This window comes from Methylorubrum suomiense, from assembly GCF_022179765.1.
GTDB lineage: Bacteria > Pseudomonadota > Alphaproteobacteria > Rhizobiales > Beijerinckiaceae > Methylobacterium > Methylobacterium suomiense.
The window spans coordinates 86,374-101,116 of record NZ_BPRE01000011.1 but is presented as its reverse complement, the minus strand read 5'-3'; the positions used below and the strand labels follow the sequence as shown (position 1 = coordinate 101,116).

12 protein-coding genes are annotated in these 14,743 nt (G+C 64.9%); 9 read left to right on the top strand and 3 right to left on the bottom strand.

Translation table 11 applies throughout. From position 1 onward, the window contains the following. Positions 1-250: 250 nt before the first annotated feature. Positions 251-1,471, bottom strand: a complete 1,221-nt coding sequence (locus MFF26_RS17625; protein ID WP_137827158.1) for an LL-diaminopimelate aminotransferase — start codon at positions 1,469-1,471, stop codon at positions 251-253. Positions 1,472-1,750: 279 nt separating this feature from the next. Continuing rightward, positions 1,751-2,098, bottom strand: a complete 348-nt coding sequence (locus tag MFF26_RS17620) for a hypothetical protein (protein ID WP_137827157.1) — start codon at positions 2,096-2,098, stop codon at positions 1,751-1,753. 128 nt (positions 2,099-2,226) lie between these two features. Between MFF26_RS17620 and MFF26_RS17615 the strand changes: the two genes are divergently transcribed. From MFF26_RS17615 to MFF26_RS17585, 7 genes are all read left to right on the top strand, one after another. Next, the gene (locus tag MFF26_RS17615; RefSeq protein ID WP_137827156.1) at positions 2,227-4,029 is read left to right on the top strand and encodes a PHA/PHB synthase family protein; all 1,803 of its coding nucleotides are present in this window, start codon (positions 2,227-2,229) and stop codon (positions 4,027-4,029) included. Between the two features lie 562 nt (positions 4,030-4,591). Beyond that, the gene (locus MFF26_RS17610; RefSeq protein ID WP_137827155.1) at positions 4,592-5,899 is read left to right on the top strand and encodes a quaternary amine ABC transporter ATP-binding protein; all 1,308 of its coding nucleotides are present in this window, start codon (positions 4,592-4,594) and stop codon (positions 5,897-5,899) included. Continuing rightward, positions 5,815-6,666, top strand: coding sequence for an ABC transporter permease (locus tag MFF26_RS17605; RefSeq protein WP_137827154.1), 852 nt, complete (start codon positions 5,815-5,817; stop codon positions 6,664-6,666). Before MFF26_RS17610 ends, MFF26_RS17605 begins: the two co-directional genes overlap by 85 nt. Before the next feature lie 100 nt (positions 6,667-6,766). Next, entirely contained in the window at positions 6,767-7,603 is an 837-nt protein-coding gene (locus MFF26_RS17600) for a glycine betaine ABC transporter substrate-binding protein (RefSeq protein ID WP_137827153.1), read from the top strand. A gap of 95 nt (positions 7,604-7,698) precedes the next feature. Beyond that, positions 7,699-9,039, top strand: a complete 1,341-nt coding sequence (locus tag MFF26_RS17595) for a putative porin (protein WP_373324489.1) — start codon at positions 7,699-7,701, stop codon at positions 9,037-9,039. A 256-nt stretch (positions 9,040-9,295) separates the two neighbouring features. Continuing rightward, entirely contained in the window at positions 9,296-10,768 is a 1,473-nt protein-coding gene (locus tag MFF26_RS17590) for a methyl-accepting chemotaxis protein (protein WP_238308262.1), read from the top strand. Positions 10,769-10,802: 34 nt separating this feature from the next. Then, positions 10,803-11,306: a methyl-accepting chemotaxis protein gene (locus tag MFF26_RS17585; protein WP_281405150.1), complete on the top strand. Its 504-nt coding sequence runs from the start codon at positions 10,803-10,805 to the stop codon at positions 11,304-11,306. A 425-nt stretch (positions 11,307-11,731) separates the two neighbouring features. Here MFF26_RS17585 and MFF26_RS17580 read toward each other — a convergent pair whose 3' ends face one another. Further along, positions 11,732-12,676 carry a GlxA family transcriptional regulator gene (locus tag MFF26_RS17580; protein ID WP_137827411.1) on the bottom strand — a complete coding sequence of 315 codons (945 nt, stop codon included), beginning with the start codon at positions 12,674-12,676 and terminating at the stop codon, positions 11,732-11,734. Between the two features lie 492 nt (positions 12,677-13,168). On the opposite strand from MFF26_RS17580, the gene MFF26_RS17575 reads away from it, so the two are divergent. Then, positions 13,169-14,422, top strand: coding sequence for a sarcosine oxidase subunit beta family protein (locus tag MFF26_RS17575; RefSeq protein ID WP_137827149.1), 1,254 nt, complete (start codon positions 13,169-13,171; stop codon positions 14,420-14,422). Between the two features lie 24 nt (positions 14,423-14,446). Further along, the gene (locus tag MFF26_RS17570; RefSeq protein ID WP_137827148.1) at positions 14,447-14,743 is read left to right on the top strand and encodes a sarcosine oxidase subunit delta; all 297 of its coding nucleotides are present in this window, start codon (positions 14,447-14,449) and stop codon (positions 14,741-14,743) included.

Genomic DNA, 14,743 nt, shown 5'->3' with positions numbered 1-14,743 from the left:
CCTCGGGACGCAACCCGGCCACCGGGCACGAAGCCCGGCAGCGGGACGGAAGACGACCCTGCGGACGGACGGCCCCACTGACAAGCTTCCCGACGCCGTCAGGACGAACCGGGCAGCCGATTGCGCAGGGCTGTCGCCCGCCCGCCACATGTGATCGACCCGCGCCGCATCGCTGCCGATCCGTCCGAGGGTGAGGGCCCGGCACCGTTGAGGCGGACGGCGATGAGATCTCCCCATCGCCGTTCCCGGATCAGACGGCCTTCTGCATCGGCACCACGTTGTGCAGGGTACGATCGGAATTGTCGAAGAAGCGACGGATGTTCCGGGCCGCCTGCCGGATGCGCTGCTCGTTCTCGACGAGGGCGATGCGCACGTAATCGTCGCCGTGCTCGCCGAAGCCGATGCCCGGCGCCACCGCGACGTCGGACTTCTCGAGCAGCAGCTTGGAAAATTCCAAGCTCCCCAGCGGCCGGTACTTTTCCGGTATCGGCACCCAGGCGAACATCGAGGCCTGAGGCACCGGCAGCTTCCATCCGGCCTTGCCGAAGGACTCGATCAGCGCATCGCGGCGCTTCTTGTAGGTCGCCCGCATCTCCTTGATGCAGTCGTCCGGTCCGTTGAGCGCGGCGGTGGCCGCGACCTGAATCGGCGTGAAGGCGCCGTAATCGAGATAGGATTTCACCCGCGTCAGCGCCGCGAGCAGCCGCTCGTTGCCCACCGCGAAGCCCATGCGCCAACCGGCCATGGAGAAAGTCTTCGACAGGGAGGTGAACTCAACCGTCACGTCGATGGCGCCGGGCACCTGCAGAACGGACGGAGGCGGGTTGGCGTCGTCGAAATAGACCTCCGCATAAGCGAGGTCCGACAGCAGGATCAGCTCGTGCTTCTTCGCGAAGGCGACGAGGTCGCGGTAGAAATCGAGGCTCGCGACGTAGGCGGTCGGGTTCGAGGGATAGCAGACCACGAGCGCGACGGGCTTCGGGATCGAGTGGGCTACGGCCTTTTCGAGGGCCGGGAACATGGCCGGGGTCGGCTCGGCCGGCACGGAGCGGATCACGCCGCCGGCCATCAGGAAGCCGAAAGCGTGGATCGGGTAGCTCGGGTTGGGCACCAGCACCACATCGCCCGGCGCGGTGATCGCCTGGGCCATGTTGGCGAAGCCCTCCTTGGAGCCGAGCGTCGCCACCACCTGGGTGTCGGGGTTCAGGCTCACGCCGAAGCGGCGCTGATAGTAGCCCGCTTGGGCCCGGCGCAGGCCGGCGATGCCCTTGGAGGCGGAGTAGCGGTCGGTGCGGGGCTTGCCCGCTGTCTCGACGAGCTTCTCAATCACGTGGCGCGGCGCGTCGAGATCGGGATTGCCCATGCCGAGATCGATGATGTCGGCCCCCTGGGCTCGGGCGGCGGCCTTGATCCGGTTCACCTGCTCGAAGACGTAGGGCGGAAGGCGCTTGATGCGGTGAAAATCGGTCATGGCGGGATCTGTCCGGTGTCGCGGGACCTTCCCTCCGCATGTCGTCGGCGGCAGGGAATCGGGCTGTTTACCATCGGCACGGCCGCACGCCGATGGTTTTTTGTCATTCTCGACGGCCTCGAGCGCCGGCTGTCGCATCCGCGACTCTGGCGATTGCGCCAGGGGGGCCGAGGCTGCTGCGCGGAGCGCTCTTCGCGGTTGGCTTCGCGATGCGGGCGCACGAGCGGCCAATAAGGCCAACACGCCCCTTCCTCGGTGGAGCGATCCGCAGATCGGCGCTCATTGCGGCGGCGCCAGCCCTTGCGCGGTCGCCTTGGCCGCGCCCTCGGCGGCGCGTCCCCGGGCCTCGTTGCGCGTGCGGGCACCTTCCAGCTCCGATTGTAGAGCCTTCTGACCCTCGGCATTGCGGGCGCGGGCAGGCCTGGGGGCCGATTCGCCCACCGGCATGTAGCCGGTATCGGCCTTGCGCGAAGCGGCCACGAAGTCCGGCGCTTCGATTTCCTTGGGGCCGTAGCCCGCCCCAGTGAAGGCCGTCTTCAACGGGCTCACATCACCGGAACAGCCGGCCACGAGCGCCAGAACCGGCACGGCCAGGGCGATGGCGCGGAGAATACGGCTCACGAGCATGACAACGGTCTGAAAATGGGACCTGCGGACGGCGACATGTCCTGCCTGGAGCGTTAAATTGTCGGAAACGAGGCCTACCGCGCTCCTTCGGGGTGGATGGACGGCCCGGAACGGGAGGATGGACTCGCGTGGCCACGGAGCGGACCAGCCCGGCAGCGCCGGATTTCGAGACGATTGCCCGTAACGCCAACCAGCTCGCCGAGAGCTTTCGGCAGTCGGCCGCCGCCTCCCTCCAACCGTTCGAGCGGATGGGCCAGGGCGGTGCGGTTCAGGGCACCGACGAAATCGACGAGATGACCCGCACCCTCACGAAAGTGGCGGAGACCTGGCTCGGCGATCCCGAGAAGGCATTGCGGGCTCAGACCCGGCTGACCGAATCGTTCGCTGCCCTATGGGCTTCCACCGCCGCGCGTATGCAGGGAGGCGAGGCGCGTCCAGTCGCCCAGACCGATGCGAAGGACAAGCGCTTCGCCCACGAGGATTGGACCAAGAATCCCGTCTTCGACATCATCAAGCAGAGCTATTTCATCCTCAGCCGATGGGCCGAGGAAATGGTCGAGAAGGCGGAGGGGATCGACGACCACACCCGTCACAAGGCCGAATTCTACCTTCGCCAGTTGCTCTCGGCCTATTCACCGTCGAACTTCGTGATGACCAACCCGGAGCTGCTGCGGCAGACCTTGGAGGAGGGCGGCGCGAATCTCGTACGCGGGATGAAGATGCTGCAGGAGGACATCCAAGCCGGCGGCGGTCAGTTGCGGGTGCGCCAGACCGATCTCAACGCCTTCACCTTCGGCGAGGACGTGGCGGTGACCCCCGGCGAGGTCGTGTTCCGCAACGAGCTGATGGAACTGATCCAGTACGCACCCAAGACCGAGACGGTCCTCAAGCGTCCGTTCCTGATCGTGCCGCCTTGGATCAACAAGTTCTACATCCTCGACCTCAACCCCCAGAAAAGTCTCATCGGCTGGATGGTCAGCCAGGGCCTGACCGTCTTCGTGATTTCCTGGGTGAACCCGGACGAGCGCCACCGCGACAAGGATTTCGAGTCCTACATGCGCGAGGGGATCGAGACCGCCATCGACATGATCGGCGTCGCCACCGGAGAGAATGAGGTCGCGGCCGCCGGCTACTGCGTCGGCGGCACGCTGCTCGCCGTGACGATGGCCTATCAGGCCGCCACGGGGAACCGCCGCATCAAGAGCGCGACCTTCCTCACCACCCAGGTCGACTTCACCCATGCGGGCGACCTGAAGGTTTTCGCCGACGAGGAGCAGATTAAGGCCATCGAGGGTCGGATGGAGGAGCGCGGCTATCTCGAAGGCGCGCGCATGGCCAACGCCTTCAACATGCTTCGGCCGAACGACCTGATCTGGTCCTACGTCGTCAACAACTACGTGAAGGGCAAGGCGCCCCAGGCTTTCGATCTTCTCTACTGGAACGCCGATGCCACGCGGATGCCGGCCGCCAATCACTCGTTCTATCTGCGCAATTGCTACCTCAACAACACGCTCGCCAAGGGCCAGATGGTGCTCGGCAACGTGCGCCTCGACCTGAAGAAGGTGAAGGTACCGGTCTTCAACCTCGCCACCCGCGAGGATCACATCGCGCCCGCGCTCTCGGTGTTCGAAGGCTCGGGCAAGTTCGGCGGTAAGGTCGATTACGTGCTGGCCGGCTCGGGCCATATCGCCGGCGTCGTCAACCCGCCCGGCAAGAAACCGAAATACGGCTTCCGCACCGGCGGTCCCGCCAAGGGCCGGTTCGAGGAATGGATCGAGAATTCCACCGAGCACGAGGGCTCGTGGTGGCCCTACTGGTTCCGCTGGATCGAGGAACAGGCCCCGGAGCGCGTACCCGCCCGGATTCCCGGTGAGGGGGCCCTGCCGTCCCTCGGGCCGGCACCCGGCACCTATGTCCGCATGAAGGCGTAGGGGCCGACCGGCGGGAACCATCGGCGCAAAGTCGCGGCCCCATCCGAAGGGCCGCCGAGGCATGGGCGTGAGCGACTGACGTCCGTCGTCCTCAACTGGGCCGGGATTGCGATCAGGGATCGGGCCGCCGCAATCCTGCCCGTCCCCATGCCAGATCTGACGCTGGGGCGGACGCGCTTTCAGCCCTCCATCGAGTGGCTCCGCCCTCATTCGAACCGCCCGGACAACCCGCTTGGAGCGACAATCGCGCCTCCCACGAGGCGTCGTGATATTCGTCGCGGCTTAGTCTACAAGGGCGGAGAGGCGTCGATTGCACAGCACGCGATCAGACTGTGCATCATATTACGTCATTTTGCCGAAATTGCTGCCGATGCTGCAGCGCGGCAAGAGCTTCTTACGCTAAACTTCCACTCATGTCGGAGTCGCGGAAGAAAGTGTCGCAGGCGGACAAGCTGCGGACTGCGGCAAGGCTAGCTTTTCATCATCATAGATTAAGACATTCACTGCCGCGGGCGCCAAGCCGCGAGTGGCGGGAAGCGCTACTCCGAAGAGGTTGAAGCACATGGGCCGCATCACCCTAGAGAATGTCAGCAAGATCTTCGGCTCTAATCATGCCGAAGCTGTCGATCTGATCTCTCGGGGGAAGCGCAAGGCCGAAGTCGCCGAAGCCTGCGGTGCCGTTGTCGGGTTGTGCGACATCTCCTTCGACGTCCGTGAGGGCGAGATCCTGATCCTGATGGGGCTTTCCGGATCGGGCAAATCGACCTTGCTGCGGTGTATGAATCGCCTCGTCGAGCCGACGGTCGGGCGCATTCTGGTCGATGATGTGGACGTGACGCGGCTCGGCCGCAAGGAGCTGCTCGCCTTCCGCCAGAAAACCTTCGGCATGGTGTTCCAGCATTTCGCGCTGCTGCCGAACCGCACCATCCTGTCGAATGTCGGGTTCGGCCTCGAGATCAAGAACGTACCGGTCAAGCAGCGCACGGACGCCGCGATGCAGGCGATCGAGCTGGTCGGTCTCAAGGGCTGGGAAAGTAAGTATCCCCACGAGCTGTCGGGCGGCATGCAGCAGCGGGCGGGCCTCGCCCGCGCCCTGGCCGCGGACGCCGATATCCTGCTGATGGACGAGGCCTTCAGCGCCCTTGACCCGCTCATCCGCCGGGACATGCAGGCAGAGCTGCGTGAGCTGCAGCGCAAACTCAAGAAGACCATCGTCTTCGTCTCGCACGACCTCGACGAGGCCGTGGCGCTGGGTGGCCGCATCGTCCTGATGAAGGACGGTGAGGTGGTTCAGATCGGCCAACCCGAAGAGGTCGTGGCACGGCCGGCGACCGAATATGTCCGTCGCTTCGTCGAACATATCGATCTCGCCGCGGTGATGCGGGCCGAGCAGGTCGCGGATCGTGCGGCGATCGTCCTGTCTCCGACCGACACCGTGGCCGAGGCGCGGCTGCGCACGGCGGCGGGCGGCAGCGATGGCTGGCTCGTCGCAGACCAAGACGGGCGCTTCGTCGGGCGCGTGCGGGCGGAACGCCTGGCCAATGCCCGTGTCGGCGACACGGTGTCGGGCCTCCTCGATCTCGATCCCGGCGTCGTTTCGGCGGGCACCCGCCTCGATGCGGTGCTCGGTCAGGTCGCCGATGGCGGTGCCGTGGCGGTGGTGGCGGAGGACGGGCGGTTGATCGGCCCGATCACGAGCCGCGACATCGTCCGTGCCCTCGCCGCGCGCCCGAACGCGCATCACGACCACTCACCGACACAGACCAAACCGGCAGGAGCGGAGCGATGGACTGGAACATCCCAAAATTCCCCCTCGACACGCTCAGCGACGACGCCCTCAACTGGCTCACCGAACATGGCAGTTGGCTGACCCGCGCCGTCAGCCGCACGGTCTCGGACTGGATCGAGGCGCTGACCACGGCCCTCGTCGCGGTGCCGCCGTGGCTGGCCATCGCCGTCGCCGCACTCGCCACCGCGAAAATCGGCGGCCGCAAGGTGGGCCTGCTGACATTGGCCGGCCTGCTGTTCCTCTGGAACCTGCGCCTGTGGCAGGCCACCGTCGAGACGCTGGTGCTCGTCATCCTGGCGACGCTGGCGGCCCTGGTGATCGGTATCCCCGTGGGTATCTGGTTCGCCCTGAGCCGGCGGGCATGGCGGACCTTCTCTCCGGTCCTCGACATGATGCAGACGCTGCCGAGCTTCGTTTACCTGATCCCCGCCCTGCCGTTCTTCGGGCTCGGTGCGGTGTCGGCCTGCTTCGCCACCATCGTGTTCTCGGTGCCGCCGGTGATCCGGCTCACCGCTTTGGGCATCCGCAACGTGCCGTCCGAACTCGTCGAGGCATCCGATGCCTTCGGCAGCTCGGCCACCCAGAAACTGTTCAAGGTGCAGCTGCCCCTGGCGCTGCCGACGATCATGGCCGGCGTGAACCAGACCATGATGCTCGCCCTCTCCATGGTGGTCATCGCGGCGATGATCGGAGCCGGCGGTCTCGGACGTGCGGTCTGGCAATCGATCCAGCGCCTCGAGGCCGGCGCCGGGTTCGAGGCCGGGATCGGCATCGTGATCGTGGCGGTCATCCTCGACCGGGCGACCCAGGCGCTGGCCGCCCGCGCCCGGCCTCACGGCTCCGCCTGAGCCTTCTGCACGGTCTCCGGCGGTACGCCGCCCGAGACCCGCTGCAAGCCTCACACAATTCTCATCCTCTTGTTTGTTTCCTCCTGACGACGAGCCGACCATGCGCGCACATACGCTAGGTGCCCTTCTCTGCCTTGCCCTGACCCAGACGCCGGCGGAGGCCGCGAGCAAGCAGGTCCGGATTGCCTATGTGGAATGGGCGGACGCCGTGGTCGCCACCAACATCCTCAAGCTTGCTCTGGAGGAGAAGGGCTACGAGGTGAAGACGATCCCGCTCGCGGCCGCGGCCATGTGGCAGGCGGTGGCGACGGGCGACGCCGATGCCAGCGTCGCGGCCTGGCTCCCGGTCACCCAGGGCGCCTATTACGAGAAGCTGAAGAACCGCCTCGAGCTGATCGGCCCCAATGTCACCGGTGCGAAGATCGGCTGGGCGGTGCCCGCCTCCTCGCCGCTCAACTCGATCGAGGATCTGAAGACCAAGGCAGGGGATGTCGGCGGACAGGTGATCGGCATCGATCCCGGCGCCGGCATCATGAAAAGCTCGGAAGCCGCGATCAAGGCCTACGGCCTGCCGGTCAAGCTCGTGGACGGCAGCGACGCAACGATGACCAGCGCCCTCAAGGACGCGGTGCGGCAGAAGAAGGACATCGTCGTCACCGCCTGGACGCCGCATTGGATGTTCGCGCGCTACGAGCTCAAATACCTCGCCGACCCGAAGAAAGCATTCGGCGAGGACGAGAGCGTCAACACGCTCGCCCGCAAAGGCCTGAAGGAAGATATGCCTGAGGTTTACGCGATCCTCCAGAAGTTCAAGCTCTCCGTGAAGGATGAGGAAGCCGTCATGGCCGCGAACGAGGAGCGAGGCGCCAAGCCGGCCGAGACCGCCGCTAAATGGATTGCCAATAATCGCGCCACGGTTGATGGCTGGATTAAATAAAGATTGGGACAAATCCCAACAAATGGTACCGTTTTTGGGTCGAATCATTCAACAGTGAAGTATACGCTGGGGGCGACATGACGACGAAAAGCTTGGTGGCCACCCGCTTTGGGTGCGCCGCATGGGTCCTGCTGTGCGCATCGTCGGCGCTGGCACAGGGACGGGGTACGGTCGAGCTCGACGCCGAACCGAGCCGGGTGAACCGGGTTCAGCCCATCGCAGTCCCCGATCCGACCTACGAGCCGGAGAGCGCCAAGCCCGCCAGCAACTTCGATCTCGGCCCGCCGAAGGGGAAGACCGACACCGGCACCTTCACCTTCGGCGGCGCCATCCGTGCCCGCTACGATTGGCGTTTCAACGATGTCGGCCTGGGCGGCCAGCGTAAGGCCTCCGAGCATTTCGATTTCGACACGCTGTCGCTCAAGGCGGCCTACGATTCGGACACGATCTTCGGTGCCGCGCAGTATCGCTTCTACGGGGGTAGCTCGATCTACGGGCCGCGCAATGGCTATCGCGGCTATCCGGGCGAGGTTAGCTTCCCGATGTGGGCCTATGTCGGCTACAAGCTGACCAAGGAAGACAGCATCACCGTCGGCCTCAACCAAGCACCGTTCGGACTGACGCCGTATTTCGGCACCAGCTTCATCGAGACCCTTGGCTTCGCCATGGGCCTCGAAGAGGTCTACAATTTCGGCGTGAAGTATTCACACGTCGAGCCGGACCTGAACTATCAGATCGGCTACTATCCGGGTGCCAACCCGAACGCGATCGGCCTGAGCCTCGACAGCGCCCGCTACTCGACCAACATCGTCCGGGCCGATTCCTACGTGCCGTTCGGCAGTAACAATGCCGAACAGAATATGTTCATCGGCCGGGCCGAGTACTTCTTCCTTAAGAACGAACTCGCTTCGTTCGCCGTCGGCGCCTCGATCTGGCATTCCGACCTCTACAACTTCGACACCCGCCAGACCGGCACCAAGCAGCTCGAAGGCGTGCACGTGCTCGGCACCTACGGCCCTTGGGGCTTCAAGGGGATCTATGTTCGCCAGGACATCGATTCGAAGAATCCCCTCCGCAACGATCTGATCAGCATCGGTGGCTTCGACTTCTCGAACAACATGGCCACCCACGGCAATTTCGTCTCGGCCGAAGTGACCTACAAGGTTGCCGATCCGATCGGCCCCTTCACGGTCGTGCCCTATGCGGGCTACAGCGCCTACTTCAAGGATAAGGCCAGCTTCCAGACCAGCGAGCGCTTCATTCTGGGCGGCGCTTGGACGCTCACCGCCGATCCCAACCTGATCGTCTATACTGAAGCCGTGATCGGTCGGAACGACCCCTATGTCGGCGCAGGACAGTTCGTGAACGGTCTTGCCCAGGGCGGCGACAACCGCTGGAAGTCCCGGTTCATCATGAATATCGGCTACTACTTCTGAAACCGTCCTATTCCATTTCGGGGCGCGGCTTCGGACATCGTCCGGCGTCGCGCCCTGAAGCGTTGCCGATTCAGACATATAAAATTTCTGCCATTGCCTGGGGCAGGATAATCCACATATTCTGAATATTTTAAAGTAGAATAGCGTCGATTATCACCAATTTTTACTGAAATATAACGCTTATGACTGATTTTCCGGCGTCTATCGTTGGACCCGGATCGTCATGAGCATTAAGTACGGGCTATCTAGGAAACTGATGGCCGTCACCGGGACGGCCGTGACCGTCGCCTTGATGGGCTTCCTCGGCGTCACGGCTTGGCGGAATGCCGAGCGGGTCCGGGCCGACGTCATCGAACTGGCTATCAAGGAAGCATCCAGCGCCTCCGGCCAAGTCGGTATTCAGCTGACGGAGGCCGTGTCCGCCGGTACCGCCATGACGGCCGGCATTTCGGGCCTGATCGAGACGGGCACGGCGCGACGGGCCGAGATCGTATCCATGACCCGGGCCACCGCCTTGCGCTACCCGAACCTCTACGGCGCCTGGATGTGCGAGACGGTCGACCGCCGTCTGAACAGGGCGCTGCCCGGCACGGAGGCGGTCAACGACAAGGGGCTTTTCACGCCCTACTGGACGAAGAACGCGGCCGGAACGCCCGAATTCTCGACCTTCGCGTTCGACGGTACCGAGCAATGGTACCAGGCGCCGGTCGCCAGCGGCAAAAGCCTCGTGACCGAACCTTACCTGACCACCCGCGGCGACCTCGTCACCTCGATCACGGCACCGGTGATGCTCGACGGCCGCGTCGTCGGCGTGGGCGGCGTCGACATCAAGCTCGACATGCTGCCCGGGATGCTCGGCGCGCTGCGCCCCTTCGGGAGCGGGCGCGTCATGCTCCTGTCCCAGGCGGGCAAATGGCTGGCACCGCCGGCCGAGGGTCTGGAGATGAAGCCCTACGAAGGGGCGGAAGTCGGGGATGTGCGGGCGGCGCTGTCCGACGGCCAATGGCGTGTCCTGACGGTCGGTCCGGAGGGTGGCTTGCGATTAATTTACCCCTTCTCGGCGCCCGGCATGAACACGACCTGGGCGGTGGTGATGGACATACCGGCTCAAGTAATCGCGCAGCCGGTCTACCGCCAACTTACCGAGGTCACGGCCGGCGGCGTCCTCCTTCTCGTCGTTGTCCTGATCACGATCTACGCGGCAACGAAGCTGCTGATCGACCGGCCCCTCACACGCTCGGTGCGCACCATCGAGAACCTGATCGAGCGCCGCTACGAGACCGTCATCGCGGACAAGGAACGCAAGGACGAGATCGGCGCGATCGCCCAGGCCCTCGAGATCTTCCGCGACAAGGCACGCCAAGCCGAGAGGCTAGCCGAGGAACAGGAGGTCCGGCAGCGCCATCAGATGTCGCGCGCCGAGACGATCCGCAGCCATTCGCAGCTGTTCGACAGCAAAGTTTCTACGCTGACCGACACCGTGCTGAATCTCGTGGGCGATCTCGACGCGGCCTCATCGACGCTCAAGGGCGGAGCCGAGGCGACGAGCCTGCGCAGTGCCTCCGTGGCCGCCGCATCGGAGCAGACCTCCGCCAATGTCGGCGCCGTGGCCTCCGCCGCGGAGGAACTTCTCGCCTCCGTGGGGGAGATCGGCCGTCAGATCGATCTCTCCACGCAGATCGCCGCGAGCGCCGTCGCCCAGGCCGCGGAGGCACGGACCAAAAGTTGATACCCTGGCCGGCGCGGCTCATCGCATCGACGCGGTGATCAGGCTCATCCATTCCATCGCCGCCCAGACCAATCTGCTGGCGCTGAACGCAACGATCGAGGCCGCCCGGGCCGGGCCGGCGGGTCGTGGGTTCGCCGTGGTCGCGACGGAGGTCAAGCAGCTTGCCGATCAGACCACCCGCGCCACCGAGGAGATCGCCCTTCAGATCGCCGCGGTGCAAAACGGCACCGGGGATGCGGTCGCGGTGATAGAAAGCATCTTCGATACGATCGAGCGGATGAGTGCGATCGCGCAGACAATCCGCGAAGCATCCGCACAGCAGGGCTTGGCGATGCACGAAGTCGTCCGCAACATCCAGGAAGCGTCTGCCGGCACTCATGAGGTCTCGGCCAGCATCGCCGCGGTCTCGCAAGCTGCAAGCGAGACCGGCGAGACGGCCAAGGTGGTGAGTTCCGCCGCGGTCGTGCTGCAGGACAAATCGAACGCGCTGCGCAGCGAAGTCCTGACATTCCTGTCGAATGTCAGGGCCGTGGGCTGAGAGCTCGACCCCTAAGGCACCGGGCCGAACCTTCGCGACCCACATTGACCGGATCGATGTAGCGAACAAAAAGGGCCGCCTTGGGGGCGGCCCGAGTTCTTGGGAGGAAACACCTACGGGAGCGCGGCACCCGCTGAGGACCGCGACCTGCAACACAGGGTGACGGATCTTTGGCTCACCGTCTTACACGAGCGCGACCATTTCTTGCGCAGGTAAGACAACAGACCTGCGCCTCAAACAAACGGCAGGTCGTGGGCGCCGTGAGCTGTTGTTGCGCAAGTCAAGCATATCCTCAATTAAGAGGATGAGGCGCGGCGTACCGATGTGTCCCCGTACAACGCCGATGCCTTATCCACGGGCATTGGTGCGCGGCCAGCTCTCCATTCGGTCCATCGTCGCAGGGAATGGACGGATGTGCGCGATGCTCAGCTCCGCCCGAACGTCGGGGATGGCTTACCCTTCCGCTCCGCGCTTGGCGGCTGGCCGAAGCAATCGAGATAGGCCTTGGAGAAATGCGAGGCCGAGGTGAAACCGCATTCCATCGCTACCGAGAGCAGCGGCATCGCCGTTTGACGGATCAGGTCGCGGGCATGCTCCAGGCGAATGCGCAGGTAGTGCTTGGCCGGCGAGCGGCCGAGATATTTCAGGAACAGCCGCTCCAGCTGCCGGGTCGAGAGATGCACGGCATCGGCGAGTTCCTGGCTGCCGAGCGGCTCGGCGAGCGAGGATTCCATCAGGCCGACGACCTTCAGGAGCTTCGGATGCGCCACACCGAGGCGCATGCGCAGATCCATCCGCTGGCGTTCGCCGGATTCGCGGATGCGGTGATGGATCAGCTGGTCGGCGACGTAGGAGGCGACGCTCGATCCGTGCTCGCGCATGATCAGCGAGAGCATCATGTCGGCGGCCGCGGTGCCGCCCGCGCAGGTGAATCGATTGCGGTCGATTTCGAACAGATCCGAGCCGATCTCCATGCCCTCGTGCTCCGAGACGAGACCCGGGAGATTTTCCCAGTGGATCGTCGCCCGATAACCGTCGAGGAGGCCCGCCTTGGCCAGAACGTAGGTGCCGGTGCAGACCGCTCCGATGGCGCTGCCGCGGGCATTGGCCCGGCGCAGGGCCGCATGGAGGGCACGATGGTCCGCCCTCTGGATGTCGAGGCCGCCGCACACGACAAGGATGTCGAAATCCTGCACATCGCCGAATCGACCCGAAACCCGGACCTCGATCCCGTTCGAGGCGGTGCAGCGGGTCCCGTCCTCGGACCAGAGGGAGAAACGGTAGAGGTCACGCCCGGCCGCACGATTGGCGAGCCGCAACGGCTCGATCGCCGAAGAAAAGGCGATCATCGAGAAGCGCTCGACCAGCATGAATCCGACGGTGATCGCCCGATTGGCGGTCGTCTCGCTGGGCACCGTATCGCTCACCGGGCACGCTTCCGTGAACGTGATGTTCCTGTCCATTCCGACCACCGTCTGCCGGCCTGCATCGCGGCGTGAAGGGCAAGATGCGCACCACACCAATTCCAACACCGAATCGGGAGCTGCTCCGATTGCAACCGGTGCCGGGAACCGCGCGGTGCGTCCGCCGAAGGCGGCGCCCATGACGAATGTTAATCTCCGATCGCGGCCGAAACGCAATAGAATAATTCTCGTTAGAGATGCCGAGTCCTTTCACGCCGCTATAGGCCGTGTCGACTTGATGTCCCGGAGCAGCCCTTGCCCATGCTGCAAGTGCGGTCGGTTTTGGTCCGGAACGCCGGGTTTTCGCGCAAAGTCGTAAAATCCAAACTCGCGGTCGCCGTCGATCAAGCCCCCTTGCGTGACGCGGACCATGATCCGTCAACACCGCGAGGTCGACCGATGCGCCGCTTCTCCCTCACGTCGCTGCTTTCCGAATCCATGCGGGGCCATACCGGCTGGGGGCGCCAATGGCGCGCGCCCGAGCCGAAGCCCCGCTACGACGTGGTCATCGTCGGTGGCGGCGGCCATGGCCTCGCGACCGCCTATTATCTCGCCACCGTCCACGGCATCACCAATGTCGCCGTGCTGGAAAAGGGCTGGATCGGTGGCGGCAATACCGGCCGCAACACCACGATCATCCGCTCGAACTATCTCTACGACGAGAGCGCGGGCCTCTACGAGCATGCTCTGAAGCTCTGGGAAGGCCTGTCCCAGGAGCTGAACTACAACGTGATGTTCTCGCAACGCGGCGTCCTGATGCTCGCGCACAACATCCACGATGTTCAGAGCTTCAAGCGCCACGTCTACGCCAATCGCCTCAACGGCATCGACAACGAGTGGCTGTCGAAGGAAGAGTGCAAGGAATTCTGCCCGCCACTCGATATCGGCGGCGGTCTGCGCTACCCCGTCCTCGGCGGCGCGCTCCAGCGCCGGGCCGGCACCGCCCGACACGACGCGGTGGCCTGGGGCTACGCCCGCGGCGCCGATGCCCGCGGCGTCGACATCATCCAGAATTGCGAGGTCACCGGCATCCGGCGCGACGCCTCGGGCAAGGCCGTGGGCGTCGAGACGAGCCGCGGCTTCATCGGCGCGGGCCGGATCGGCGTGGTCGCCGCGGGACACACCTCCACGGTCATGTCCATGGCCGGCGTATCGATGCCGCTGGAGAGCTACCCGCTCCAGGCACTGGTCTCGGAGCCGGTCAAGCCCGTCTTCCCCTGCGTGGTGATGTCGAACGCGGTCCACGCCTACATCTCGCAATCCGACAAGGGTGAACTCGTCATCGGCGCGGGTACGGATCAGTACACCTCGTACAGCCAGCAGGGCGGCCTCCACATCACCACCCATACGCTGGACGCGATCTGCGAACTGTTCCCGCAATTCACCCGGATGCGGATGCTGCGCTCCTGGGGCGGCATCGTCGACGTGACGCCCGACCGGTCGCCGATCATCGGCAAGACCCCGGTCCAGAACCTCTTCGTCAATTGCGGTTGGGGCACCGGCGGCTTCAAGGCGACGCCGGGATCCGGCCACGTCTTCGCCCACACCCTCGCGACGGGCGAGCCGCACACGATCAACGCGCCCTTCACCCTCGACCGCTTCCGCACCGGCCGCCTCATCGACGAGGCGGCGGCGGCAGCCGTCGCGCACTGATCCGATCTGCCTGGAGCCCGACCCATGCTGCTGATCGCCTGCCCCCATTGCGGCAACCGCCCCGAGACCGAGTTTCGTTGCGGCGGCCAAGCCCATATCGCCCGGCCCGAGGCGCCGAGCGCCCAGAGCGACGAGGCCTGGGCCGAATACCTGTTCGTGCGGAAGAACCCGCGCGGGGTTCACGCCGAGCGCTGGTGCCACGTCCATGGCTGCGGGCGCTGGTTCAACGCCCTGCGCGACACGGTCAGCGACCGCTTCATCGAGATCTATCCGATGGGCGCACAACCGATTTCCGAACTCCAGAGCGAGGCGAGGGCGTGA

What these genes read in the sequence shown, in the direction of transcription:
- MFF26_RS17590 (WP_238308262.1), top strand. Translation starts at nt 9,296, where the DNA reads ATGGCCGTCACCGGGACGGCCGTGACCGTCGCCTTGATGGGCTTCCTC.
- MFF26_RS17600 (WP_137827153.1), top strand. Translation starts at nt 6,767, where the DNA reads ATGCGCGCACATACGCTAGGTGCCCTTCTCTGCCTTGCCCTGACCCAG.
- MFF26_RS17580 (WP_137827411.1), bottom strand. Translation starts at nt 12,676, where the DNA reads ATGCTGGTCGAGCGCTTCTCGATGATCGCCTTTTCTTCGGCGATCGAG.
- MFF26_RS17620 (WP_137827157.1), bottom strand. Translation starts at nt 2,098, where the DNA reads ATGCTCGTGAGCCGTATTCTCCGCGCCATCGCCCTGGCCGTGCCGGTT.
- MFF26_RS17570 (WP_137827148.1), top strand. Translation starts at nt 14,447, where the DNA reads ATGCTGCTGATCGCCTGCCCCCATTGCGGCAACCGCCCCGAGACCGAG.
- MFF26_RS17610 (WP_137827155.1), top strand. Translation starts at nt 4,592, where the DNA reads ATGGGCCGCATCACCCTAGAGAATGTCAGCAAGATCTTCGGCTCTAAT.
- MFF26_RS17605 (WP_137827154.1), top strand. Translation starts at nt 5,815, where the DNA reads ATGGACTGGAACATCCCAAAATTCCCCCTCGACACGCTCAGCGACGAC.
- MFF26_RS17625 (WP_137827158.1), bottom strand. Translation starts at nt 1,471, where the DNA reads ATGACCGATTTTCACCGCATCAAGCGCCTTCCGCCCTACGTCTTCGAG.
- MFF26_RS17575 (WP_137827149.1), top strand. Translation starts at nt 13,169, where the DNA reads ATGCGCCGCTTCTCCCTCACGTCGCTGCTTTCCGAATCCATGCGGGGC.